At 44.3% G+C, this 26027-nt stretch carries 17 protein-coding genes; 9 read left to right on the forward strand and 8 right to left on the reverse strand.

All coding sequences use genetic code 11. The features are described from left to right. The first annotated feature begins 1 nt into the window (after nt 1). Together BLS59_RS22475 and BLS59_RS22480 are read left to right on the forward strand one after the other, a co-directional pair. A complete protein-coding gene (locus BLS59_RS22475) occupies nt 2-208 on the forward strand; it encodes a helix-turn-helix domain-containing protein (protein ID WP_091152808.1) in 207 nt (68 codons plus the stop codon). 317 nt (nt 209-525) lie between these two features. After that, the gene (locus tag BLS59_RS22480; RefSeq protein ID WP_091152810.1) at nt 526-3264 is read left to right on the forward strand and encodes a glycoside hydrolase family 78 protein; all 2739 of its coding nucleotides are present in this window, start codon (nt 526-528) and stop codon (nt 3262-3264) included. A 26-nt stretch (nt 3265-3290) separates the two neighbouring features. On the opposite strand, the gene BLS59_RS22485 is transcribed toward BLS59_RS22480, so the two are convergent. After that, a complete protein-coding gene (locus BLS59_RS22485; protein ID WP_091152812.1) occupies nt 3291-4136 on the reverse strand; it encodes an endo alpha-1,4 polygalactosaminidase in 846 nt (281 codons plus the stop codon). A 77-nt stretch (nt 4137-4213) separates the two neighbouring features. Beyond that, nucleotides 4214-5170 (reverse strand): hypothetical protein, encoded by a 957-nt coding sequence (locus tag BLS59_RS22490; protein WP_091152814.1) that lies wholly within the window; start codon nt 5168-5170, stop codon nt 4214-4216. Nucleotides 5171-5425: 255 nt separating this feature from the next. Here BLS59_RS22490 and BLS59_RS22495 point away from each other — a divergent pair, with 255 nt between their 5' ends. The 4 genes from BLS59_RS22495 (at nt 5426) to BLS59_RS22510 (ending at nt 11987) form a co-directional block, all read left to right on the forward strand. Next, nucleotides 5426-8203, forward strand: coding sequence for a TonB-dependent receptor (locus tag BLS59_RS22495; protein WP_091152816.1), 2778 nt, complete (start codon nt 5426-5428; stop codon nt 8201-8203). 11 nt (nt 8204-8214) lie between these two features. Continuing rightward, nucleotides 8215-9603 (forward strand): polysaccharide lyase domain-containing protein, encoded by a 1389-nt coding sequence (locus BLS59_RS22500; RefSeq protein WP_091152817.1) that lies wholly within the window; start codon nt 8215-8217, stop codon nt 9601-9603. A 190-nt stretch (nt 9604-9793) separates the two neighbouring features. Continuing rightward, nucleotides 9794-11131: a histidine-type phosphatase gene (locus tag BLS59_RS22505; RefSeq protein WP_091152819.1), complete on the forward strand. Its 1338-nt coding sequence runs from the start codon at nt 9794-9796 to the stop codon at nt 11129-11131. A 538-nt stretch (nt 11132-11669) separates the two neighbouring features. Then, nucleotides 11670-11987: a ferritin family protein gene (locus BLS59_RS22510; protein WP_091152821.1), complete on the forward strand. Its 318-nt coding sequence runs from the start codon at nt 11670-11672 to the stop codon at nt 11985-11987. A gap of 255 nt (nt 11988-12242) precedes the next feature. On the opposite strand, the gene BLS59_RS22515 is transcribed toward BLS59_RS22510, so the two are convergent. Beyond that, a complete protein-coding gene (locus BLS59_RS22515) occupies nt 12243-12839 on the reverse strand; it encodes a hypothetical protein (RefSeq protein WP_091152823.1) in 597 nt (198 codons plus the stop codon). 153 nt (nt 12840-12992) lie between these two features. Here BLS59_RS22515 and BLS59_RS22520 point away from each other — a divergent pair, with 153 nt between their 5' ends. Together BLS59_RS22520 and BLS59_RS22525 are read left to right on the forward strand one after the other, a co-directional pair. Next, nucleotides 12993-15410, forward strand: coding sequence for a glycoside hydrolase family 3 N-terminal domain-containing protein (locus BLS59_RS22520; RefSeq protein WP_240315316.1), 2418 nt, complete (start codon nt 12993-12995; stop codon nt 15408-15410). Nucleotides 15411-15742: 332 nt separating this feature from the next. Further along, complete coding sequence (locus BLS59_RS22525; RefSeq protein WP_091152827.1) at nt 15743-16972, forward strand: ROK family protein; 1230 nt, start codon at nt 15743-15745, stop codon at nt 16970-16972. Between the two features lie 615 nt (nt 16973-17587). Here the strand turns inward: BLS59_RS22525 and BLS59_RS22530 are convergent. The 5 genes from BLS59_RS22530 to BLS59_RS22550 all read right to left on the reverse strand — a co-directional run bounded on the left by BLS59_RS22530 (nt 17588) and on the right by BLS59_RS22550 (nt 24756). Next, nucleotides 17588-18436: a hydroxymethylglutaryl-CoA lyase gene (locus BLS59_RS22530; protein WP_091153030.1), complete on the reverse strand. Its 849-nt coding sequence runs from the start codon at nt 18434-18436 to the stop codon at nt 17588-17590. Between the two features lie 172 nt (nt 18437-18608). Beyond that, a complete protein-coding gene (locus tag BLS59_RS22535) occupies nt 18609-19922 on the reverse strand; it encodes an NAD(P)/FAD-dependent oxidoreductase (protein ID WP_091152828.1) in 1314 nt (437 codons plus the stop codon). Nucleotides 19923-20096: 174 nt separating this feature from the next. Further along, entirely contained in the window at nt 20097-23090 is a 2994-nt protein-coding gene (gene secDF, locus BLS59_RS22540; protein WP_091152830.1) for a protein translocase subunit SecDF, read from the reverse strand. 115 nt (nt 23091-23205) lie between these two features. Then, nucleotides 23206-23688, reverse strand: a complete 483-nt coding sequence (locus tag BLS59_RS22545; protein ID WP_091152832.1) for a dihydrofolate reductase — start codon at nt 23686-23688, stop codon at nt 23206-23208. Nucleotides 23689-23934: 246 nt separating this feature from the next. Beyond that, nucleotides 23935-24756: a thymidylate synthase gene (locus tag BLS59_RS22550; RefSeq protein ID WP_091152835.1), complete on the reverse strand. Its 822-nt coding sequence runs from the start codon at nt 24754-24756 to the stop codon at nt 23935-23937. Between the two features lie 397 nt (nt 24757-25153). On the opposite strand from BLS59_RS22550, the gene ispE reads away from it, so the two are divergent. Then, complete coding sequence (ispE, locus tag BLS59_RS22555) at nt 25154-25954, forward strand: 4-(cytidine 5'-diphospho)-2-C-methyl-D-erythritol kinase (RefSeq protein ID WP_091152836.1); 801 nt, start codon at nt 25154-25156, stop codon at nt 25952-25954. Nucleotides 25955-26027: the final 73 nt, after the last annotated feature.

The raw sequence follows: 26027 nt of genomic DNA on the forward strand, positions 1-26027 counted from the left end.
TATGCCAATAACTGTAAACCTGGATGTAATGATGGCCAGGCGAAAAATGTCGCTCAATGAACTTTCAGAGAAGGTAGATCTTACGCTGGCCAATCTTTCCATCCTGAAAACCGGCAAGGCAAAGGCCATACGGTTTAGCACGCTGGAAGCCATTTGCAAAGTACTGGACTGCCAGCCCGGCGATCTGCTGGAGTATAGCAATGAATAGCGGTGTTTAAGAAACTGTCTAAAAACGAAAATCATTCACTGCCGTTGACTTTAGTCAACGGTAGCGGAAAGCATTATTGCGGCTTCAGCCCAATTATTCAGGTGACATTTGGGCTAAAGCCACTCGTTTCTCTGTCATTATTCCGTTGACTAAAGTCAACGGCAATGATTACATGATACATAAATAATCTAAATCAAATTTAGACAGCTTTTTAGCAGTAAATAAGAAGCCATGCTGTCTGCCGGACAGTTCATGACGGTTTATTGTACCTTGCTTTATAAATTGCACTAACCATAAATTTTGAGAAGTACATTCCAATGATTAAGAAATTCCTTGTTTTCCTGTTGGCCTGTTTTTTTGGCCTGAATTGCTATGCGCAGCTGAGCGTAACACACTTACTTACCGAAAGTCAGTCAAATCCGCTTAGTATTGATGTTAAGATGCCGCGTTTTAGCTGGCAGGTTTTGGCCGGTAATAAAAACAGCGTTTTACAGTCGGCCTATGAAATTAAGGTGGGCGAGATATCACCGCTGGGCAAAGATGCTCAGATCTGGCAAAGCGGTAAGGTAGCTGGCGACCAATCGGTGTATATACCTTATAAAGGCGATGCCTTGAAATCTGGCGTGCAATATTCATGGCAGGTGAGGATCTGGGATAATTATGGCCGTGTTTCGGCCTGGAGTGCCAAGGCTTACTGGCGCATGGGTTTACTTTCGCCGGCCGATTGGAAGGCAAAATGGATAGGCCCCGGTTATCCGGATGATGCCGTGAATAAGCCCAGCCCAATGCTGCGAAAGGCTGTTACGGTAACAAAAACGGTAAAAAGCGCTGTGGCTTATATTACCTCGCACGGATTTTACGAGGCGCAGATAAACGGTGTAAAAGTTGGCGATGCCTACCTTACACCGGGGTGGACAAGCTATCACAACCGCCTGCAATACCAGGTATATGATGTTACCACCATGCTGACAAAAGGCCAGAACGCTATAGGCGCTAAATTAGGCAGCGGATGGTACAGGAGCCCGCTGGGGCCATCAAATCCAAGTCCTAACCATTATGGTAACGATGTTGGTTTGCTTTTTCAATTACAGATAACCTATACCGATGGTACAAGTGAAACCATTATATCCGACGAAAGCTGGAAATCATCAACCGGCGAACTGCGTTATGCCGAAATTTATAATGGTGCCACCATTGATGCCCGCATGGAGCAAAAAGGCTGGGCGCAGGCAGGTTTTAATGACCAGGCATGGGCTGGCGTAAAAGTGCAGGATTATAATAAAGACAATTTAATTGCTACTTATAACGAGCCTGTTAAAAAACAAACAACCTTCAAAGCACAAAAACTTATCACCACTCCAAAAAAGGAAAAGGTGATTGACTTTGGGCAAAATGTGGTAGGCTGGGTACGAGTAAAGCTTAACGGTAAAGCCGGCGACACGATAAAAATTTCACATACCGAAGTGCTGGACAAGGCCGGTAATTTTTATACCGAAAACCTGCGGGCCGCAAGAGCGCAAAATATCTACATCCTGAAAGGTACGGGCGATGAATATTTTGAACCCCAGTTTACCTGGCAGGGTTTCAGGTACATAAAGGTTGAAGGCATAGCCGGCGACCTGAACCTGGATAACTTTACGGCACAGGTCATCTACTCAGATATGGCGCTTACGGGTACTTTCAGCTGCTCAAACCCGCTGCTGAACCAATTACAGCATAACATTCAATGGGGACAAAAAGGAAACTTCCTGGATGTACCTACCGATTGCCCACAACGCGATGAGCGTTTAGGCTGGACGGGCGACGCGCAGGTATTTTCGCGCACAGCATCTTACAACATGAACGTGCATAACTTTTTTGCCAAGTGGTTAAAGGATTTAACTGCCGATCAGTTTAAAAGCGGCAGCGTTCCGCATATTATTCCCGATATATTTTCCGGCGGCGGATCGGAGCGCGACGGCGGCAGCACTGGCTGGGGCGATGTGGCTACCATTGTTCCCTGGAATATGTACCTGGCTTACGGCGATAAACAAATCCTCGCCGATCAGTACGTGAGTATGAAAGCCTGGGTTGATTATATGCAGCACCAGGCCAAAGATAACCTGTGGAATACCGGCGGCCACTTTGGCGACTGGCTGTTTTACAGCGTTAGTAACGATATGGACGGCGCATCGGCCATTACCAGTAAATATTTAATAGCGCAATGCTTTTACGCGCACTCAACGCAATTGCTGATCAACGCGGCAAAAGTGCTGGGCAACAAGGCCGATGAAGATTATTACACCAACCTTATCGGGAAAATAAAGGATGCCTTTGTAAAGGAATATGTAACGGGCAACGGTCTTGTTTCTTCGGATACGCAAACCGCCTATTCCCTGGCACTGGAGTTTGATATGCTGCCCGAAAACCTGCGTCAACAGGCTGCTGGAAGGCTGGCCGCTAATGTTAAACGTTATGATAATCATTTAACCACCGGCTTTTTAGGTACACCTTATTTGTGCGATGTGCTGAGCCGTTTTGGCTATGCTGATGTAGCTTATAAACTATTATTGCAGGAAAGCTACCCATCATGGCTTTACCCTGTGAAAAAAGGCGCCACCACTATTTGGGAGCGTTGGGATGGTATCCGTCCCGATGGTGAGTTTGAAACCCCATCAATGAACTCCTTTAATCACTATGCCTATGGTGCTATTGGCGATTGGATGTATCGCGTAATTGCCGGTATCGACACTAAAAATGAAGGTGTGGGTTATAAACAGATCAGCATAAAGCCTACTGTTGGCGGTAAGTTAACCTTTGCTAATGCTACTTACGAAACCATATACGGCAAGCTAAGCTCCAACTGGAAAACCGAAGGCGATACTTTTTATATGGATATTATCATCCCCGCCAATACAACGGCTACGGTTTACATTCCGGATGATAATGGTGTTGTTTCTGAAAACAGTAAACCAGTGTCGGCAAATAAAGATATTAAGGCAGGCGCGGTTATTCCCGGTTTTAAGGTGTTTGAAGTTGGCTCGGGCAGTTACCACTTTAGCAGCAAAAAAGGATAATTATTTGATGATGGGTTTACAAGCGGCTAATTGCACTTGTAAACCCATTTGCTCAGATCTCTTTTTTTGAAGATGGCGCTAAAACCTAACGCTTTGGCCGCCGGGCAAATGTTGTTTTCAAAGGTGCTTTGGCTGGTTACATCAGTATATTCTACCGCGAAAACGGGTTTGTTGTTTTTGATATAAGGTGCCATATCATTTTGCCAGCCCTGGTTAAAGGCATCTTCAGTTAGGGCCCAGTCAAATTTTGCGGCATAATCAACAGTAAATTCGGGTACGTTTTTTTGTCCTATGGAAAGGCCATTGCTATGGGCTATTGAAATGAGATAGTCGGCATATTTTTTAGCATCGGCCAGTTGAATGTTAAATCCGGTTTCGTTGGTATAGCTGTCCATATTGTCGGGTTCCACGCCGTCGAAACCTTTTTTTATGATCATGTTAAACCGGGAGTTAAGCCAGGGCTTTAGTTTATCCAACTGTTTTATATCCAGCCATTTTTCATTGGGCCACTCGGGGTAAACCTTGCCTATAACTTCTTTTGGCAACAACGAGGCATCGGGCCGGTCGTTTTCCAACGTTCCGGCAGACATATAGGCGATAACCTTTTTGCCTTTAGCATGCAGCGCAGCCACCGTTTCGGCAGATGTTGTAAAGGCATCCACATCTACCACGTTACCGCTAAAAACGTCGGCACTGCTTATATCATCAAGCTGCCAATCGAAACTAACACCCGCAACGGGCTGCCACCAGGTGTTTTTATTGTTGCTTAATGAAGTACTATCTACAGTATTTACAGTGTCGGTATCTGCATTGTTTTTATGGCAGGCTGCTAATGAAAAAACGGCCAGTAAAAGGAATGTAATTTTGCGCATTAAATGTCATTTTAGCTTGTATAACTTAAAATGAGCGCGAATAGTATTTGCGTATTGGCATTTGTTAGGGGATTGTATTACCCTTTGTTCGCCATAACAATAAAATAAATGTTCAGCAGTACATAAAGGCTAAGCAATACCTGCGCGCATACAAAATCGAACTTTTTTGCTTTGTCGGACTTTTCCTGCTTAATGAGCCTGAGCGAGTAGGAGGTACATATGATAATGACGAGTATAAACAGCAGCGCGATGCCGTGCAGCGTATCAACCAATGTAAACGTAGTTGATTCGGGCAGCGAGGAATCAATGATGTATTTATTACCAATCACCGCGAAAAGCGCCCCCACGCTAAGGCCAAAGCGCGAGTCGATACTATCGGTATGGATATAAAAACACATGTAAGCAATGAGGAATGCCACGTACATGCCCAAAAACATTTTCCAGAACAGGCCCATCGCATCGCGGTGGATAATGGTTTTCATTTTAAAGCTGCTGTATTCGGTATGGGGCTTTTTTAGGGTTTCATCGCCAAAGCCAGTTTCGTAGGCCTTGTTGCCGGTATAAATGTTCAGGCTGTCGATATTCCATCCCCGCAGGGTAAAACGAGGATCGAAATGTTTGCCCAGCGTATCGGCCACAAACATAAGCGCGTGCGAATCAAACTGCGAGTTCTCTATTGAAAACCGCAGCGTTTGCTTATCAAACGGAAAATTATCTATGGCCCATGAATCCTTCATTACGCATTGCAGCTTCATGAGCAGGTAGATCCTGTTCTGGGTAGAGTCGATGGTGGAGAAAGAGGTGGTTACCGTTTTTGCCTGCGGGATCTCCAGGTTGTGCAAAAAATCAAAATCCTTGTTGGTGTATTTAAGCCATAGCCACAGGGTAACGGTATATTCTTTATCCTTAAAATTTATGTCGTGAATGCTGGTAACATAGATGCCGGTTTTCACCGTATCCGGATGGGGGTTTTGCGCGCGGACTGTAAGCGTTGCAAAAAGTATAAAAAATGCAAGCAGGAGATTGAATTTCAACACGATAAGTTTAATAACGACTAATGTAACCAAAACGAGATAATAATGTTCTGAGTTTTGAGATTATTTGTGCGTGTATATCATAGCCGTTTTTAAACTTCGGATATCTGAAGTTTAAAAGGTTGCCACAGCTTTGTTACACTAACATCAATCATAAATTAATACCTGGCTATTGCTTAACAATATGTTAATATAGGGGTTACTTGCTGATAAAACGCGCGGAGTTTCTTTGCAGGGATTTTTAATCCCATTCAAATGAAGAAACTCCTACCACTATTGGTTCTGTTTCAACTTGCAATAAGCAGTTTTGCTTTTGCAACCGGAGGCATCAAAGGAACCGTTATTGACAAAAACACCGCCGAACCCCTGGTTGGCGCAAGTGTAGAGATCAAAAATAAAACAACAGGTTATAAACAAACCGCAGGCGTTGGCCTTGATGGCAGTTTTTCTTTTAAAAACGTACCTGCAGGCAAGTACGAAATAGAAGCCAAATACGTATCGTACCAAAAGGAAGAAACTGATATTGAAGTTAACGATGGTGCTATCACCAACGTTAAACTGGCGTTAAAATCCAAAGAGAACGCGCTGAATGAAGTAAGCATTTCTGGTCGTGCAGATCATACTTCAGATCAGTCGGCTACCAACGCGCAGCGCCATTCGCCGCAGATATTAAACGCGGTATCGGCCCGTACCATTGAGGTATCTCCGGATATTACCATAGCCAATGTAACCCAGCGTATGTCTGGCGTATCTGTTGAGCGCAGCAGTAATGGCGAAGCGCAGTACGCCATCATCCGCGGTATGGATCAGCGTTATATTTACACCCTTGTAAATGGCGTTAAGATTCCCAGCCCCGATAACAAGAACAGGTACATTCCGCTGGATATTTTCCCGGCAGATATTGTTGACCGTTTAGAGGTTTCAAAATCGCTTACCGCCAACATGGAAGGCGATGCTATAGGTGGCGCCATTAACCTGGTACTGAAAGATGCCCCAGAAGATTTTACCGTGCGTGCCAACGTAGGTACCGGCTTAGCTGCCAACTTTATAGGTAAGGGCTTTACCCAGTTTGATCATGGCAGCAGTGAGCAAGCATCGCCGCGTGCCGATGGCCGCACCGCTTCACTGGCCGATTTTAAGAATAACCCCTTTTATTACAGTGAAAAGAAGGTTCCGCTGGCATCAATATTGGGTTTAAGCATAGGCGGCCGTAGTGCCGATAAAAAGTTCGGTGCCATTGTATCGGTAAGCTACCAAAACACTTACCGCCAAACAAACGGAACGTTTTTTGGAACCGAAGCTAACCCGGCTACCAATGAGCCGCTGGTAACCAGCGTTCAAAAACGTACTTACAATATTCAGCAGCAGCGTACCGGTATTGTTACCAAGTTTGATTACAGGTTTGACAAGAAAAACAAGATCTCCCTTGATGCCGATTATATCAACCTAACCCAAAACAACTTCAGGTTTAGTTCAGATACCAGTCTGGAGCTGGGCAGGGTAGGCGTATCAACCGGTCGTGTAAGCCAGGATTACCGCAGCGATCGCACCATCCAAAAGATCTACAACTTAAACTTACACGGTGATCATAAGCTAAGCGACGATTTCAGCATGAACTGGACCGCGCTTTACTCCAAAGCTACCGCCAACGAGCCCGATCGTGCCGATCTTAACCTGGTTACAGGTAATATCAAGCAGGCCAATGGTACCGTAGTTCAGCAGCCAGTTCTTTTTGATGGCGAAAACGCACAGACCCGAACATTCACCAAAAACTCCGATGAGGATAAAACGGGTTTCCTGAATTTTACCTACAACCCAACAATATTTGATACCAAAGTTGAGTTTACCGCCGGTGGAATGTACCGCGATAAAACAAGGCACAGCAGCTATGACAAATACAGCATAAGACCCGGACTGGATAATACCGCACAGCAATTTAATGGCAATATTGATGAGAATACCTTCTTTTTGTTTACCACACAAGGTACACCAAGCAACGCCCTTAATTATGATTTCACCGAGCGTGTAGGTGCAGGTTATGGGCAGTTTAAATTTACTGCCGGTAAATTGTTAACCATTGGTGGTTTAAGATACGAGCATACTTACCAGCTATGGCATACCCAGGCTCCCGAAACTGTTGCTGGTAAAGATGGTACCATTAAATACTATGATCTGTTGCCAAGCTTGAATTTTAAATACCAGTTTAATGAAAAACAGGATCTGCGCTTGTCATACTATTCTGCCATTAGCCGGCCAAACTTTTATGAGCTTGTGCCACATACAAGCGGCGACCCGGATGCTGATTATGATGAAGAGGGTAATCCTTTCCTGAAACGTACAACGGCTAACAACTTTGATTTAAGGTATGAGCTTTTCCCCAAGGCGCTTGACCAGCTATTGGTAGGCGTTTTTTATAAAACTATCAAAAATCCTATTGAGTACTCCATTGAAAAACGACTTACCAGCTATGTGTTGACACCCGAAAACTTTGGTAATGCGCATAACTATGGTTTCGAGCTTGATTTTACCAAGTACTTCAGCAATTTTGGTGTAAGGGCCAACTATACCAATACCAATTCAAAAATAACTACCGATAAGGAAGAAGGCTACCGCGATGATCAGGGCCGCGTAACCCACCGCACGGTACAGCAAACCCGCTCATTACAGGGGCAATCAAAAAACATCGCCAACTTCTCGTTGCTATACCGCGAGGCAAAAAGTGCTTTGAACGCACAATTATCATTCGTATACACTGGCGCGCGCCTGAATACCGTATCGCCTTACCTGGATAATGACATATGGCAAAAGGGTTTTACAACGCTTGATTTTTCGACCGAGAAACGCCTGTTTAAAGGTTTGTACGGTTACGTTAAAGCAACAAACCTGCTTAATACACCTTATGAACTGGAAATAAGAAGGCCATATCCAAAAGATGGCGTTGACGTGGAACTACAGGAAGTTGGTAAAAACACCGCTGTACGCCGCGATCTGTACAGGCAATATTACATCATTGGTTTACGGTATAAATTATAATTAATATAAAAATGAAGACTTTAAAAAATATATACCTGGCTTGTTTTAGTGCATTAGCATTAAGCGCATGCCACAAGGCCGAGCTGGCCTACATATCGCCCGCGGTTGTACAGGTGAGTAACGCTATTACATCTGATACGCTTAAGGGAGCTATAAAAGGCACTATGCTTGCCGGTAAAACCTACTATTTCAGCAAGGATATTACCGTTAACGACGGCGATACCCTGCAAATGCAGGCTGGCGTAAGGCTAATAGCCTTAGGTGATGGTAAAACCTACCAAACAGCACCCGCAATAATTATGCATGGTACATTCATTAGCCTTGGAACCAAAGAAAACCCTAATTATATCACCGTTCAAAATTCGGCTGCATTACATACCGAGGCAGAAGCGCAGAACTATAGTAACGTTTTTCAGGGATGGTGGGGAGGTATAATATGTACCCCAGGCCCGGTAATAGATGGTAAGCCTGTGCCAACAGGTGGAGATGTGGTTCTTAAATGGACACACTTAGAGTTTGCCGGTGGTCCGGCAGGTCCCGGCACGCTCGATGCTTATACGGAAGGCGACCCTCGTTACGTCATCTACTTTGCCAACATCACCAAAAACTTTATCCTGGAAGATTCATGGCTATTTGGCAGTAAGGATGATGGTATAAGGGTAGCCGGTGGTAAAATAAGCGTTATGCGCAACACCTTTGAGCTTTGCGGCCAGGGCGGCGGCGAGTTCTTTAACATGAAGAGCGGTACCCTTGGCGATTTGGCTTATAACTTCATGATAGGCGCGGCAACCAACGCTTTAAAGGCATCTGATGCGGGCGGTTCAGGTATACAAACCAATGTTAATATGTATAATAATACAATAGTTAATTGCGGTTTCAGGCAAACCAAATCTGGTAGGGGTGGTTCCATCAACTTTGAAAAAGCCGCAAGCGGGCAGGTTTATAACAACCTGATAGCCAACTGTCGTTTTGGATTAAGGGTAACCAAAGATGCCGATTTGCAGAACATGAAATATAATAACCAATATTTTTATGGCGTTACCACCGGCATAGCAGGGCAATTCCTGGCATCTGATGGCGTGGCCACATTTCAGCCCGGCGATATTCATTCGGACGCAGCAAAGGATAACGACCCATTGTTTTACGGGTACGATTTAACCAAATATGATTATGTAGCCAATCCTGGTCCGCTTACGGTAAGCGCGCAAACGCCTTATGTGGTAACAGTGGGCACCTCGAATTTCAGGTTGCAGGCTGCATCAAAAGGCCTGGGAGCCGGTAAGGTTGATTTTCAGCCAATGGCAGCCGTAACCACCACCGGCGATTACGGTACAACGATAACCCCTCCGGGTAAAGATATTGGTGCCTACCAAAATGATGGTACAGGCAACCAGCACTAATTGAATTGAATTTGTAGGATAATTTGCAGTTTCTTACAAAAAAATATACCATAAACCAGTGGTGGTGTCATGCTGAGCTTGTCGAAGCATTGTGGGGAGGCCTTTACGCACGCCCTTCGACAGGCTCAGGATGACACCCTTTTTAATACATTTTAAGCATCTTATCGGGATGCTTTTGTAATATACACCCATGAAAAAAGCCGTTCTGTTTTCCCTGTTCTTAAGTGTTATTGGAATTGCAGCCCATGCCCAGGACTGCGGCACCGGGTTTTTAGGCACAAAAACACTGTACAAAATTGGTAAAATGCGTTACACGCCTGCCCCGGCAGGGTATCAGCCCGTATTTATAAACCATGTGGGCAGGCACGGCGCAAGGCATTTAACCAAGGATGTAAGCACAACATTTACCTATGGCTTTCTGCTAAAGGCCGATAGCGCCGGCCAGCTTACCGAGAAGGGTCGGCAGTTGAAAAAAATGGTACTTAATCTGCAAAAGGTGGAGAAGGGAAACACCAAATCCATATCTGCCGAGGGCCGTACCGAGCTAAAATTTATTGGCGAACGTATGTTTAACGGCAATGCCAATGTATTTGCAAAACAGCCTAAAATAACGGTAGATATAACCAAAGAAATAAGAACCAAACAAAGTGCCGATGCGTTCCTGGTAGGTCTGAAGGATAACCTAAGAGATTCTGTTAGCATTGCCGAAGCTACCGACGATGTAAACCTCCGTTTTTATGACGAGTCGCCGGCTTATAGCAGTTATGAAAAAGATGGCGATTGGCAAAAGTACAAAGCCATTATAGCCAAGGCAGAGCATGTTGATGAGATAAATGCAGCCATCACCAAAAGACTTTTTACTGATGAGTTGCTAAAAACGCTCAACCCAAAATCCGAAGAAAAAATAATTAATGACATATGGGGTTTCGCCACCATAGTTTATTCGTTACATGATGAAATTATACAAGTGGGACTTAAAGCTGAAGACCTGAATTTTACCTCGTTGTATACTTGCGATGAACTGAAAGCACTCGGTCGTGCTGATGCTGCGGAGGATTTCCTGGTTAAAGGGCCTGGGGTAAAACCCAATGGCTTGCAGGTAATAATTGCTGCCCCGCTACTGGCCAATTTTATTACCACTACCGATGAATTTATAAAAACAGGCAACTATAATGCCCGCCTGCGCTTTGCCCATGCCGAAACCATATCGCCGTTTGCGGCATTGCTTGGTATTGTAACAGCGGATAAGGTTGCGGCAGATATTAATAAGTTTGATACCAACTGGCAGGCCGCCAAAGTGATCCCGCTTAGCTCTAATATTCAATGGATCTTTTACAAGAAGAAAGGCACCGCCGGTTATCGTGTAAAAATACTGTTGAACGAACAGGAGGCACATATCACCGGTTTGAAAACAGGTTTTCCCTATTACAAATGGAGCGATGTACGTAAGTTGTACGTAGCTAAACTGGCAAAGCTGCATTACAAATTAGGGGATGATGCCGTGGCGTTTTTGAAGGCGGTGAAGTAGTTGAGGTTCATTTGTTCATTGTTATCATTAGTTCATTGGTAGAATTTAATTGTCGGAACCAGGATTAAGGGGATTTGTGTGATTTTGGGATTTTGATTGGCATGTTGGATTAGGTTGATTAAAAATCCTGTCAATCCTTTAATCCTAAAAATCAAGGTTCAGACAAATTTTCCTGCGTTAGCGATAGGAGCGGATACCGGCCCCGAGCCTAATGCCCTGTGCCGTATGAGCGGATAGCGCGGGCCGAAGGTAACGCCATGATTGTCTGAATCAGGATTCTCAGAATTAAGAATTTTCAGAATATGTCTGAACATGAATTTTATCTGAATCTGAATTATAAAATTAAAGAATGATCAGAGTTTTTAAAACATAGGGTCCGGATTGAAGTTGGCCTTAATGACCAATGACCAATGACCAATGACCAATGACCAATGACCAATGACCAATGACCAATGACCAAACCCAATCCATAATCCTTCTAAATTTCAATAGCCCCAAACAAAAGGCCGACATAATGTTTTAATTAGAAAAACCTATTATGTCATTTGATCAATACCACGAACCCGCCAGCGAGCTATCTGCCGAAACCCGCACTTTTGCCCGCATGATTGTTTCGCTAACCGAAGAGGCCGAAGCCATTAACTGGTACGAACAGCGCATTTCTGTTGAAACCGACAAGGATGCCAAGGCCATTATGCAAAACGCTCAGCAAGAAGAGTTTAAACACTTCGGCATGGACCTTGAATTTCTGCTGCGTAAAAAACCGGTATGGCGCACCACGCTTAAAGCCATCCTTTTCCAAAAAGGCGACATAGTTGAACTGGGCAGCAAAGGCGAAGAAGCAGCCGAGGATTAAATCTCGGATGTGCAGATTATAGATTTCAGATGTGCAGATTAAAAAATTATGTTTGTCATCCTGAGGAAAGAAGGATCTATTTGTGAATTTGCATGGCGTTAAATAGATGCTTCACTCCGTTCAGCATGACAATCTATATTAATCCAGTAAATCCTTAAATCCCAAAAATCCCGGTTCATACAAAAATCATCTGCACATTTGTAATCTGAAACGGCGAAGCCCTCACGTAGTTAATCTTCACACCTTTATAACAGGTTATTTAAGCTGAATCTCCGGAGTAGGGTATTTAAGCAGCTTCGTCACCTGTTCTGTTTTGTATGTTTTTAGCGACTTTAAAAATGGAATGGCCTGGTCTGAATAAGCACGGTGACTTATGGCAAATAACAATACGCCGTTGTGTCCTGCTTTATCGGTATATGGTTTGTAATGATAGCCGTTCCATTCAATAATGCTAATTTTATCTCCGGCGCTTTCACTCATTAAAAAATCAAGAATATATTCGTTGCCGTCTGGACTTTTAGCTACCGAATAATTGCAGATCGCATCCGTCTTTTTTCGCTCCATTAATGTTTTTATCTGAGCGCCTACTGCATCCTTTACGGACAGATCGGTTACAATAAAATCTATTATTAACATATCATCAAAGTGCTCTGAAGTGTTGTTTTTAGGCAGATACTCCTGTTTGTAATAAGTTGCGTTAGGATGCGAGCTCCATGATAGTTTAAAATCTACATTATCAAATGTGAGGGTTTCAGGAATGCCATAATAATTTGTTACTTCATCCAATTTAGTGGTGAAACCTGTAGATAAGGCAATGATCAATAGCAAAAAAGTATTTGCACACTTAAGCATTATGAGTTTGATTTAGATCTGATCAAATTTATAGATAATTTCCATAGGTTGTGTTGATCTTCTCAAACGTTGTAGTAGTTTGTACAACCTGATGCCTATCAAACATTATACTTATACCATATATTTGAAATTACTAACCGAATTTCATCTGCAATGAGTATGAATTATAAACTGCCGCGCGCCTGTATGGCTGTCGCGCTCGTGGGGGCTTTTATTTTACCGGCATCGGCACAGCAAAAAAATATTTACCACAAGGGCTGGATAGATTTTAATAAGAACGGCAGGATGGATGTTTTTGAAGATCCATCGCAAACCGTTGATAAGCGTGTGGCCGATCTGTTAAACCAGATGACGGTAGATGAGAAAACCTGCCAAATGGCTACCCTTTACGGTTATAAGCGTGTTTTAAAAGATGAAATGCCTGTAGACAAATGGAAAACCGAGGTTTGGAAAGACGGCATAGCCAATATAGACGAAGAACTGAACAACCTTACCTCGCATACTGATGATGCGCCAACCCAATATTCCTATCCTTTCAGCAAACACGCATCTGCTATAAACACTATCCAAAAATGGTTTGTGGAAGAAACCCGCATGGGTATCCCGGTCGATTTTACAAACGAGGGCATCCACGGTCTTAACCATGACAGGGCCACGCCGCTGCCTGCACCCATAGGCATAGGCAGCACGTTTGATAAACAGCTGGTTAGGCAGGCCGGTGAAACTGTTGGCCGCGAGGCAAAGGCCCTGGGTTATACCAATGTTTACGCGCCCATACTTGATCCCGCACGCGATCAGCGCTGGGGCAGGGTGGTTGAATGTTATGGCGAAAACCCTTTCCTGATTGCCGAAATGGGCAAGCAAATGGTACTGGGCATCCAGGAGGAGGGTGTGGCATCAACCTTAAAACATTATGCGGTTTACAGCGTGCCAAAAGGTGGCCGTGATGGCAGCGCCCGTACAGATCCGCATGTGGCGCCGAGAGAAATGCACCAGATCTATCTGTACCCTTTTCGCCGGGTAATTCAGGAAGCGCACCCAATGGGCGTAATGAGCAGTTATAACGATTGGGATGGAGTGCCCATTACCGGCAGTTATTACTTTTTAACGCAACTGCTTCGCCAGCAATTTGGTTTTAACGGTTATGTGGTAAGTGATAGCGAGGCAGTTGAGTTTTTGTATTCCAAACACCATGTAGCTGCCGATTACAAGGAGGCTGTAAGACAGGCTGTTGAGGCCGGACTTAACGTGCGTACCAACTTTACCATGCCCCAAACCTTTATTATGCCCCTGCGCGAATTGATAAAAGAGAACAAGATTTCCATGAAAACTATCGATTCGAGGGTAGGGGATGTGTTGCGGGTAAAATTCAGACTGGGTTTGTTTGATAGTCCGTATGTAAAGGACCCAAAAGCTGCCGATAAGGTTGTGCACACCGTTACCGACGAGGCCATGTCATTAAAAATGAACCGCGAATCCATGGTGTTGCTCAAAAACGAGGGTAGCCTGTTGCCTTTGGATAAAAAGAAGCTTAAAAATATACTGGTAACTGGTCCGCTTGCTACGGAAACAAATTATGCCATTAGCAGGTACGGGCCTTCGCATAACGCGGTTACCAATGTGCTGGATGGAATTAAAAACTATGTGGGCACCGGCGTAAAGGTTAACTATGCCAAAGGCTGTAATATTGTTGATGCCACCTGGCCCGAAAGCGAGATCATAGAAACACCGCTTACCCCGCAGGAACAGGCCGCTATTGATTCGGCCGTGGTGCAAGCCCGGCAGTCCGATGTAATTATAGCCGTTGTAGGCGAAGATGTGGACAGGGTAGGCGAAAGCCTGTCGCGCACGGGGTTAAACCTGCCGGGGCGTCAATTAAAGCTGATACAGGCTTTGCAGGCTACAGGTAAACCTTTAGTTATGGTGATGATAAACGGGCAGCCGCTTACCATTAACTGGGAAAACAAATACGTGCCCGCTATACTGGAAGCCTGGTTCCCGAGCGTGCAAAGCGGCCGTGTAATTGCCGAAACCTTATTTGGCGATAACAACCCCGGCGGTAAGCTGCCTATCACCTTTCCTAAAACCACGGGGCAAATTGAGTTTAACTTTCCGTTTAAACCAGCTTCACAGGCAAGCCAGGGCGGACAAAATAGCTGGGGTAAAACCAGCGTTAACGGGGCGCTGTATCCTTTCGGTTTCGGGCTTAGTTATACTAAATTTGAGTATAGCAATCTGCAGGTATCGCCGCAAAAAGGCAATTCCCAGGGCGATATACAGGTAAGCGTTGATGTAACCAACATCGGCGCCCGCGCAGGTGACGATGTGGTACAGTTATACCTTAAAGACGAAGTGAGCAGCGTTACCACTTATGATTATGACCTGCGTGGTTTTGAGCGTACGAGCCTCAATCCCGGCGAAAAAAAGACCATTCAATTCACCCTGCACCCCGACGACCTGGCCCTGTTGGATAAAAACATGAACTGGACCGTTGAACCCGGTAAGTTTATGGTAATGATAGGCAGCTCATCAGAAGATATCAGACTGAAACAGGAGTTTGAGGTGGAGTAGCACGTCCTTTACCACTAATCTCATTCCACGAAGTGTCCTTACACACTTACGAAGTTTTTAAAACTTCGTAAGTGTTTTTGTCTACATCCTCAAATATAGGATCAACTTTATTGTCGCTCTGAAATAATTGCTGTCAACTCTGCACCCACTTTTCCTTTGTAACAAAAAAGTTAACATCTTTTACTGTAACCATTGTTTTATAATTGTTGTCTTACAAATAGTTAGCTACTAACTGTATTTGTTACAGTTATAATTTAAAACTTTATTTATATTTTTATAAAGTTTTAACACTTTAGTCTACTTTTGTACTAATCTTACTATAAACTTATTAAATGGAAGCCGAAAATAAAGGTGTAAAGGGCAGTCAGCTAAAAAATATGATCATCAAAAAGCTTTATTTTAATAAAGCGATGTCATGCGCCGGACTGAGCGAATTATTTGATAAAAGTATTCCATCGATTGCGAAGGCAATAAATGAGTTAATGCATGAGGGTTTTGTGGTAGAGGATGGTTACGCCCCATCAAGCGGTGGCCGCAGGCCCTTAATGTACTCGGTAAAAGCAAATGCTATGTATATACTGGCAGTGGCGCTTGATCAGTTAACTGCCCGCATTCAACTGGTGGATCTGCTCAATAACCCCGTTGCAGAAATGCGCACCTTTGAACTTAAACTGCACAATAACCCCGATTCGCTTGCCACACTTACCGCCCAGATAGACGATTATATCAAAAATTCGGGTGCATCTAAAGATAAAATAGCAGGCATAGGTATTGGTATGCCCGGTTTCATCAACGTAACCGAAGGCATAAACTACACCTATCTTGATGCAAACGGCCAAAGCCTCACGAAATATATTGAAGCCAAAACCGGCATTGTAACTTACATAGATAATGATTCCAGCCTTATTGCGCTTGCCGAGCAAAAGTTTGGCATAGCCAAATCGCAGCAGGAGGTTATGGTAATTAACCTGGGCTGGGGTATAGGCCTGGGTATGATCGTAAATGGTAAACTTTTCAGGGGCCACACCGGTTTTGCCGGTGAGCTTAGTCATATTCCGCTATCCGAAGATGGTTCGCTGTGCGATTGCGGTAAACGCGGTTGTCTTGAGGCCGAGGCATCGTTACTGGTAGTTGCCCAAAAGGCTATCGCCGGTATTAAGCAAGGCCGTGTTACCAGCCTCAAATACAACGAAAACGACCATTCCAAACTCATGGGCGATGCTATATTGGAAGCCGCCAATAACGGCGATCAGTTTGCGATAGAATTACTATCAGACGCAGGTTATAAAATAGGGAAGGCCCTGGCCATATTGATCCACATCATGAACCCGGCTACCATTGTACTAAGCGGCAGGGGGGCAAGGGTTGCCAAAATATTAATGGCCCCCATACAACAGGCCTTGCATAAATATTGCATCCCGCGCTTATCAACCGGCACAGAATTGCTGGTATCTGAGCTGGGCTTCGATGCCGAACTGATAGGCGCAGCCGTACTGGTAATGGAAAACTTCGATAAATCTGTAAAAGCCAAAGTTGCAAAATCTGCTAAGGCAGCGGTGTAACAGATTTCAAATTTCAGGTGTGCAGATTTTAGATGATTTTGTCTGAACCTGGATTTTTGGGATTTAAGGATTGGCCGGATTTATTATCAACTTGTCATGCTGAACGGAGTGAAGTATCTGTTGTGCAGCTGTGCTTACTCACCAATAGATCCTTCGTGCCTCAGGATGAAAAACCTTTTTTCGAAACTAATTTTTAATTCCCTCCCAACGGGAGAGTAATAGCCCATCAATAGCCATAAAAACGTAATCAGATTTTCTAACTCCGTAGGAGTATCGTGTTTATAGGTACTTTATGGGTATCAATAGCTCCATAGGAGCTTCCTGTTAAATAAGGAGGCACCTACGGAGCCAAGCCTCTATTATATTAAACTATAAACACGTAGCCCCGAAGGGCGGGCATGTAGCCTATCAAACTTATTTATGATATCTCTGTCTACTCATGGGCTATTACCAACGGGAGGAGTGCGATTGGATGAGCGTAAAGGCAGGGAGGGGTTTCTGCGCGCTACGTCTATTTATAAGGCCGGCTAAACCCCTGCCTCCTCATTCCCCAAGGAAGGAATCGCACATACTCTTACTTTCCATCTGCACATCTGAAATTTAAAATCTGCACATCTAAATAAATACTTTTCCCGCATAATCCATAGCTTCCTGGAATTTGGCCATATTAAGGCCCAGGGGCTCGTTTTGGGTTTGGAGGTAGTGTATTAAGTTTTCGGTGGCGATATTGCCTGTAAGGTCGTCTGCGGCCATTGGGCAGCCGCCATATCCTTTTATGGCAACATCAAACCGTTTACAGCCGCTTTGGTAGGCGGCCGCTATCTTTGGCTGCCAGGTATCTGGTGTACTATGCAGGTGGATGCCAAACTCGGTATCAGGGAATTTTTTGGATAGATCCGGGTAAATGCTGCTTATCTGATCTGCATTGGCTATACCTATGGTATCGGCCAGGGCAATGTTTTTGATGCCGAGAGCGGTTAATTGGGCCGTCCATTGTTCAATGATGCCGGTGTTCCATTCGTCGCCATAGGGGTTGCCAAAGCCCATGGAAAGGTAAACCAACAGCTTTTTGTTATTAGCAATGCTCAATTCCTGCATCCGTTTAACATTGTCAAAGGCTTGCGGCAGGGTGGTATTGGTGTTTCTTAGTTGAAAAGTTTCGGATATAGAAAACGGATAGCCCAGGTAAGTTATTTCCTCGTGTTTAACAGCATCTTCGGCACCACGATAGTTGGCAATAATGGCCAGCAGTTTTGATTGCGTACTGCCCATATCAAGCTTACTGAGTACCTGTGCGGTATCCTGCAATTGAGGAATGGCCTTTGCCGATACAAAACTCCCAAAATCAATGGTATCAAAACCCACCTGCAGCAACAGGTTGATATAGGTGGCCTTTATATCGGTAGGAATAAAATGGATGAAGCCCTGCATGGCATCGCGGGGGCATTCGGTTATTTTTATCATTGAGTTCTGAGGTCTTTTTACTGAGGTCTGAGGTGTGTTTTCTGTGGTCTGCGTTAATACAAGATTATCAATTTTAATTAAAACCTGCAACATAGGTAACTATTCTCCTGTCAACCCCATCTCCGATCCCACACCTCAGAACTCACACCACCGATCACACAACACCGAAACCTCAATCCACCGTTTCGGGCAAATGCTGCTGTTCGGTTAGTCCTTCGCGTTCAAACTTGCGGATGATGAGGCGTGTGCCGCCGTTATAGCTGATATAGCTGGCTACCCAGTTAATAAACACGATCACCTTATTACGACCGCCCAACAGCGATATCAGGTGCACAAACATCCACACCAGCCAGGCAAAAAATCCCTGGAACTTTATTTTACCCAAATCGGCCACGGCTTTGTTGCGGCCAATAGTAGCCAGCGACCCTTTGTCGTTATATTTGAACGGTGCGGTTGGTTCGTTATTGATCAATTGCCCGATGGATTTGCCCACATGCGCGCCCATCTGGATAGCCACCTGCGCCACACCGGGGTGACCTTTCGGCGTTTCGTCGGTTATCATGGCCGCTACATCGCCAATGGCAAATACGTTGCTGCTGCCCACCATGCGACAAATACTATCGACCTTTATTTTGTTACCGCGTTCCATAACGTCTTTGCTGATACCCTCGGGTACAACGCCCATAACGCCGGCGCTCCAGATCACGTTTTTGGTGCGGATAACTTTGCCGCCTTCAAATTTTATTTCGTTGCCATCGTAGCTTTCCACCTTCATGCCCAGCAATACTTCAACGCCCATATCAGTAAGGAAACCTTTGGCTGCCTTTGATGCCTCGTCGGAAAAGGGGCCGAGTACCTTGGGTAAAAAATCTACCAGGTAAACTTTCATATCCTCCTTTTTAAGCTCGGGATAGTCCTTGCTTAAAATATGGTTGCGCAGTTCGGCCAGCGAGCCGGAGAGTTCCACACCTGTTGGTCCGGCGCCTACCAGTACAAAGGTAAGCAGGGGCTCGCGCTCTTCCTTAGTGTTTTTAAGCAGCGCTTCTTCAATATTCTGGAGGATGGAGTAACGCAGGTTTAATGCCTCGGGGATTGATTTCATCGGCATAGCAAACTTCTCAATCTCCTTGTTGCCAAAAAAGTTGGTGGTTGATCCGGTAGCTATCACCAGGTAATCATAAGCTATAGGGCCTATGGTGGTGTCAATAGTATTCTTTTCGGCATCAACCTTTAATACCTCGGCTATCCGGAACCGGAAATTCTTTTGCTGATCGAAATTTTTACGTAAGGAGAACGCTATCGATTCTGATTCGAGGCTACCCATAGCAACCTGGTACAACAATGGCTGAAAGGTGTGGTAATTATGCTTATCCAGCATTAAAACCTCTACAGGCTTATCTGCCAGCTTTTTTGCCACTTGCAAGCCGCCAAAGCCGCCGCCAACAATAACTACCAAGGGGAATTTTGAGCTATCTTTTGTATCCATTTTGCAGGTTGTATTTATATATCATTTGAAGATGGAGCAAATACCTTTCTCCGGGAGCTGCAAATATACGCTGCTGTACTATTTCCCGCATCTCTTTCCATCTTGCTTACACACATACAAACAAACAAGGCCCCAAATGTTCTTTGGAGCCTTTTAAATAATTGTTATTTTTTATTACCTCAGGTCTTTCTTTCCAAAGTCAACTATTACCGGTGTTGCCACGCAGATAGAAGAATATGTACCGAAAATTACACCGATCAATAACGCGAATGAGAAGCCTTTAATAACGTCGCCACCAAATATGAACAACACTATCAGTACGAATACCACGGTTAAGGCGGTAATAATAGTACGGCTTAATGTGCTGTTGATAGCCTGGTTAATAACTTCTTCAGGGTTATCTGTTTTGGCATGGTGCAGGTCAAGGTACTCACGTATCCTGTCAAACACTACCACGGTATCGTTAATGGAGTAACCAATTACCGTTAATATAGCCGCAATGAATGCCTGGTCGATATCCAGTGAGAATGGTAATAAGCCTCTGAATAAAGAGAAGAACGATAACACCAGCAACGCATCATGCGCTGTTGCCACCATGGCACCTAAGCTAAACTGCCATTTGCGGAAACGGATAAGGATATAAGCCGAGATCACAAATATGGCGAACAATACGGTGTAAACGGCTGATGTTTTTAACTCTTCGGCAATGGTTGCACTTACTTTTGATTGTCCTAATATGTCGCTATCGGCGATATGTGTTTTAGGGCTGGTGTTTAAAACCTCAACCAGTGTTTTCCTAACCTTGGCATCTGCAACGGTAGTGTTTTCGCTAAACAGGTAGTTGGTGGTGATGCTGATCTTATCGGCACCCATTGTTTTAACCTCTGTACCACGGTCAATAGTACCTGCAGCATCAATGGTTTTATGGATGTCCTCAACAGTTACTGTTTGATCTGGGAATTTAATGATGTAGTTACGACCACCTTCAAAGTCAACACCGTAGCTAAAGCCGCGGGTGAAAATAGAGATTAAGCCTGCAGTGATAAATACTCCAGAGAATATGTAAAACTTAAAACGGTTTTTAACAAACGCGAAGTTTGCATTTTTAAAGGTATGTGAGCTCCATGGGTTTGAGAATTTGATATCCCATCCTTTGTCAAGCATCCACTCAAATATAACCCTTGAGATCAATAATGAACAGAACAAAGAAGTAATGATACCTATCATCAATGTAGTTGCGAAACCCTGGATTGGGCCCGAACCGAAGATGAACAGGATTAAACCGGTAAGGAATGTACTGATCTGCGAATCAAGGATTGACGATAAAGCATGTTTGAAACCATCTGTTATAGACAATCTTAATGATTTACCCAATGCCATTTCTTCACGAACACGCTCATAAACCAGTACGTTGGCATCAACCGCAATACCCAGTGTTAGCACGATACCAGCTATACCCGGTACGGTTAACACCGCGCCTAAGCTGGTTAATACACCCATTAAAAAGAAGATGTTGATGATTACCGCAACTACCGCTACAGTACCTGCACGGTTGTAGTAAGCAACCATAAATACCAATACCACAACTAAACCCAATATACATGATGTAATACTGTCGCTGATGGCTTCTTTACCCAATGACGGACCTACTACCGATTCTGAAACGATGTGGGCAGGAGCCGGTAAACGACCAGCCTTTAATACGTTGGCCAAATCCTTGGTATCATCTAAAGTAAAGTTACCTGTGATGGAAGATACACCACCTGTAATTTCGTTTTGCACGTTTGGTGCAGAGTATACGTTATCGTCAAGAACAATGGCGATAGCTTTTTTATTTACACCAGCAGCAGCTTCGGCAGTAACGGTACGCCATTTCTGTGCACCTACCGAGTTCATGATCATCACAACCTCAGGGTTACCTCTCTGGTCGTTATCGGCACGGGCATCGGTAATTACATCGCCGGCTAATACAGGGCCGTTATCGGCACCGGTAAGTTTAATGGCGTATAAAGCAAATATTTTGTCTTTAGCAGTTTTTACCGGTTTTACTTCCCAAAGGAATTTCATGTTACGCGGTATTACCGATTGTACATCGGCGCTGTGCAGGTAAGCGTTAACACGTGCAGTATCCTGTAAAGGCGAATAACCCACAACCGGGCCTTGAGCTGGCTGTGAACCGTTAGGGCCCTGGTTAATGTTCAATTGCAATACGGCATACAGTGGGTGCAATGCGGCTTGCTGGGTTTTGCTTGCCAATGCAGCAGCAGATGTATCCTTAGCCGCATTTTTTTGAACCTTGCTTAACAATGATCCTGCTTTTGCAGCGGTATCAGTTTTTGCTGTGGCAGCAGTAGCCGCGCCAGCTTTACCGGTATCGGCTTTTGCTGTTTTGTTTTTAGCAGCAAGCAGGTTATCAATGTTTATTAAATATTGAATAGCCTCGGTATTATCAAATGTTTGATAAAACTCCAATTTGGCTGATCCTGATAATAATTTACGAACACGCTCCGGATCTTTTACACCTGGCAGCTCAACCAATATACGATTTGAGCTTGCTTCCAGCTGAATGTTTGGCTGGGTTACACCAAATTGGTCAATACGGGTGTTTAAAACTGTGAATGATTGTTTAACCGCAGTATTAGCCAAATCTTTCAGGTACGATTCAACTTCGCTGTTTGAAGCATTAAACTTCAGGTGGTCCTGGTTGTCTTTTGTTGAAAAGATGGCAGCCAGTTTACCAGTAGGGTTTAACTTTTCGTACTCGCTTACAAATAAAGCGATGAAATCTTTCTGACTGGTTTTAGCGTCAGCCTGTAACTTGTCGGCATTTGCCAAAGCCTGGTTAAATGTAACATCCGGATTGTTGTTCGAAATTTTACGTACCAGTTCATCAAGCGAAATTTGCATGGTAACGTTCATACCACCTTTTAGGTCCAAACCTAAAGCAAGCTCTCTTTGCTTAACGTATTGATAGTTGTGTTTCAATAACGGATATACCGGTTGTGTAGACATTGAGTCCAGGTATGCCTTCTCTTTCTCCAGATTTCCCTTCGCGTATGCCTTGGCATCACTCTCAACCTTTTGGGCCACCCACGTAAACGACAGCTGGTATAAACACACAACAGCCAGCAGAATGGCGAAAAATTTAATAACCCCTTTACCTTGCATCGAATTATAATATGTAATTAATTAGTTTATAAGCTTTTTTTTAATAAGGCAGCAAATCTAATAAAATTTCGCAAGCACAAAATTTTAAATTAAAACAAATTGATGACAAAAAATGTTAGCCACGTTCCAGTGTAATAAACGAGTAGCTATACTTGTTTTTTTCGTCAGGCTCAAAATTTTCGCGTTTTGTTTCCTTCCATTCCGCGGCGTTTAGCTCGGGAAAAAAAGTATCGCCCTCAAATTCCTCATCAACAATGGTTAAATAGATGCGATTTGTGAGCGGTATAGCCTGTCTGTAGATCTCGGCACCGCCAACTATAAACACTTCGTCCTCCCCGGCGCTAAGTGCCAGGGCACCCTCAATGGAGCTCACCACCTCGCAACCTTCAATACTGATAGGCTGCCTGGTAACCACAATATTCCTGCGCCTTGGCAGCGGCCTGCCAACCGAATCAAAAGTTTTACGGCCCATGATAACGGTATGCCCGCTGGTTACGTCCTTAAAATGCTTCAAATCATTTGGTAGATGCCAAAGTAATTTATTGTCTTTACCAATCGCGTTGTTTTTGGCGATGGCCACTATTATTGAAACTGTCATTGGGTCATTTTGTCATTTGTCATTGGGGCATCGGTCATTTATTAAGCCGATGCATTAAACACCTCTGTCATTACGAGCGTAGCGTGGCAATCTCATCAACCAAGTTCTTCACCTTTCCTGTGAGATTGCTTCGTGCCTCGCAATGACATAACGTATAATCTACGTTCGCAGCCTGCGCTATATTTGTTGGTACGATCCCAAAATCTTGTTAATTTTTTTAATCCTGAAAATTCTGATTCAGATAAACTATACCGCTACCGCAGCTTTTATATGCGGCCATGGATCATAGTTCTCCAAAGTGAAATCTTCAAACTTAAAGGCGAAGATGTCTTTCACATCGGGATTTATTTTCATGGTTGGCAGCGGGCGTGGTTCGCGGCTTAACTGCAGGCGGGCCTGATCCATATGGTTATTGTACAGGTGGGCATCGCCAAAAGTGTGGATGAAGTCGCCATAATCCAGATCGCACACTTGCGCCATCATCATGGTAAGCAGCGCGTATGATGCAATGTTGAAAGGCACACCCAAAAATATATCGGCACTGCGCTGATAAAGCTGGCATGATAGTTTGCCCCTGGTTTCGCCTTTTGCCGGGTTGGCGGGCTCTACATAAAACTGGAACAGGCTATGGCATGGCGGCAGTGCCATTTGGTTAACATCGGCAACGTTCCATGCCGATACAATCATGCGGCGCGAATCTGGATTGTTTTTTATCTGGTTTACTACCTGGGTAATCTGATCGATGTGGCCGCCATCGGGTTTTGGCCATGATCGCCACTGGTAACCGTACACCGGCCCAAGGTTGCCTTCGGCATCGGCCCATTCGTCCCAAATACGCACGCCGTTTTCTTTGAGGTAGCTGATGTTGGTATCGCCGCTCAAAAACCATATCAACTCATGAATGATGGATTTAAGGTGCAGCTTTTTGGTGGTCACCATCGGGAAGCCATCTTTAAGGTTGAAACGCATCTGGTAGCCAAACACACTCACCGTACCGGTTCCTGTCCTGTCGTGCTTTTGCGCGCCGGTTTCCATTACATGGCTCATCAGATCGAGATACTGTTTCATCTTTGTTTATTGGTTCATTTGTTTAATAGTTCATTGGTCTTTGCAATGTGTTGCATATAGCCGAAGTTATATTTCGCAACCTGCGGGAAATGATATTAATAAACCAACTGCAAAGAAAAATAATCTAATTTTGGTATCCTAACGGATGTGCAAAAATACATCAGGTGTTAGTTCATTTTTAAAATATGTTGAAAGCTGTTTTGATTTTAAAAGATCCGTCATTGCGAATAATAAAATCCGGACGATCTAAAGGAAAAAGAAAAAGGGGCTGTCATCCTGAGCTTGTCGAAGGATAGCGGGTAAAGGCCTCTCCGCGCGAGTCTTCGACAGGCTCAGACTGACAGGCCTCCATCACCAGTTAATCAACCATTCAACCCCCTCAACCACTCACCAACCCATGATAACATTCCCCAACGCAAAAATTAACATCGGCCTTAACGTTACCGAACGCCGGTCCGATGGTTACCATAACCTCGAAACTGTTTTTTACCCTATCGATCTTAAAGACGCATTGGAAGTTGTGGTTAGCGATGAACTGCGCTTTACTTCATCCGGATTGGAAATTCCGGGCAGGGAGGAGGATAACCTTTGCGTTAAGGGTTACCACATGCTGAAACAGGATCACCATCTGCCGCCCGTTCATATCCATCTGCATAAGAATATCCCGATAGGGGCAGGTCTGGGTGGCGGATCGGCAGATGCGGCATTTTTTATAAAATTGATGAACGATATGTTTAAGCTTGGCCTGTCGGTTGATGACATGACCGGCTATGCCTGCCGCCTGGGTGCCGACTGTGCTTTCTTCATTGAAAACAAACCCGTGTTTGCTTTTGAAAAGGGCGATGAGTTTGAACCCATCCGGCTTGACCTATCGCCCTACAAAATTGTTTTGGTAATGCCCGATGTGCACGTATCAACCGGCGAAGCCTACGGCGGCGTTAAACCTACCCCGGTAAAAGATTCACTACTGGAACTTATTGCCGACCCAATTACCGAATGGCGAAAAAATATCAAGAATGATTTTGAGCAATCGGTTTTTAAAAACCATGTAGAGATCCGCGGTATCAAGGCTGCGCTTTATGCAGCCGGTGCCATCTACGCCAGCATGAGCGGCAGCGGTGCATCCGTGTTTGGCATTTTTGACCACGAGCCCGATGTGAAATTTTTAGAGGAAGAGAACGAAGTGTTCTTCGTTTGATTTCGGATTTGGGATGTCCAATTTCGTATTTTAAATATTAAAAATTAAGTTGTCATTCTGAGGAACGAAGAAT

Source organism: Mucilaginibacter pineti (genome assembly GCF_900101875.1).
Lineage (GTDB): Bacteria > Bacteroidota > Bacteroidia > Sphingobacteriales > Sphingobacteriaceae > Mucilaginibacter > Mucilaginibacter pineti.

What these genes read in the sequence shown, in the direction of transcription:
- BLS59_RS22510 (WP_091152821.1), top strand. Translation starts at nt 11,670, where the DNA reads ATGTCATTTGATCAATACCACGAACCCGCCAGCGAGCTATCTGCCGAA.
- BLS59_RS22485 (WP_091152812.1), bottom strand. Translation starts at nt 4,136, where the DNA reads ATGCGCAAAATTACATTCCTTTTACTGGCCGTTTTTTCATTAGCAGCC.
- BLS59_RS22505 (WP_091152819.1), top strand. Translation starts at nt 9,794, where the DNA reads ATGAAAAAAGCCGTTCTGTTTTCCCTGTTCTTAAGTGTTATTGGAATT.
- BLS59_RS22495 (WP_091152816.1), top strand. Translation starts at nt 5,426, where the DNA reads ATGAAGAAACTCCTACCACTATTGGTTCTGTTTCAACTTGCAATAAGC.
- BLS59_RS22530 (WP_091153030.1), bottom strand. Translation starts at nt 18,436, where the DNA reads ATGATAAAAATAACCGAATGCCCCCGCGATGCCATGCAGGGCTTCATC.
- BLS59_RS22475 (WP_091152808.1), top strand. Translation starts at nt 2, where the DNA reads ATGCCAATAACTGTAAACCTGGATGTAATGATGGCCAGGCGAAAAATG.
- BLS59_RS22515 (WP_091152823.1), bottom strand. Translation starts at nt 12,839, where the DNA reads ATGCTTAAGTGTGCAAATACTTTTTTGCTATTGATCATTGCCTTATCT.
- secDF (WP_091152830.1), bottom strand. Translation starts at nt 23,090, where the DNA reads ATGCAAGGTAAAGGGGTTATTAAATTTTTCGCCATTCTGCTGGCTGTT.
- BLS59_RS22480 (WP_091152810.1), top strand. Translation starts at nt 526, where the DNA reads ATGATTAAGAAATTCCTTGTTTTCCTGTTGGCCTGTTTTTTTGGCCTG.
- BLS59_RS22550 (WP_091152835.1), bottom strand. Translation starts at nt 24,756, where the DNA reads ATGAAACAGTATCTCGATCTGATGAGCCATGTAATGGAAACCGGCGCG.
- BLS59_RS22525 (WP_091152827.1), top strand. Translation starts at nt 15,743, where the DNA reads ATGGAAGCCGAAAATAAAGGTGTAAAGGGCAGTCAGCTAAAAAATATG.
- BLS59_RS22545 (WP_091152832.1), bottom strand. Translation starts at nt 23,688, where the DNA reads ATGACAGTTTCAATAATAGTGGCCATCGCCAAAAACAACGCGATTGGT.
- ispE (WP_091152836.1), top strand. Translation starts at nt 25,154, where the DNA reads ATGATAACATTCCCCAACGCAAAAATTAACATCGGCCTTAACGTTACC.
- BLS59_RS22535 (WP_091152828.1), bottom strand. Translation starts at nt 19,922, where the DNA reads ATGGATACAAAAGATAGCTCAAAATTCCCCTTGGTAGTTATTGTTGGC.
- BLS59_RS22500 (WP_091152817.1), top strand. Translation starts at nt 8,215, where the DNA reads ATGAAGACTTTAAAAAATATATACCTGGCTTGTTTTAGTGCATTAGCA.
- BLS59_RS22520 (WP_240315316.1), top strand. Translation starts at nt 12,993, where the DNA reads ATGAGTATGAATTATAAACTGCCGCGCGCCTGTATGGCTGTCGCGCTC.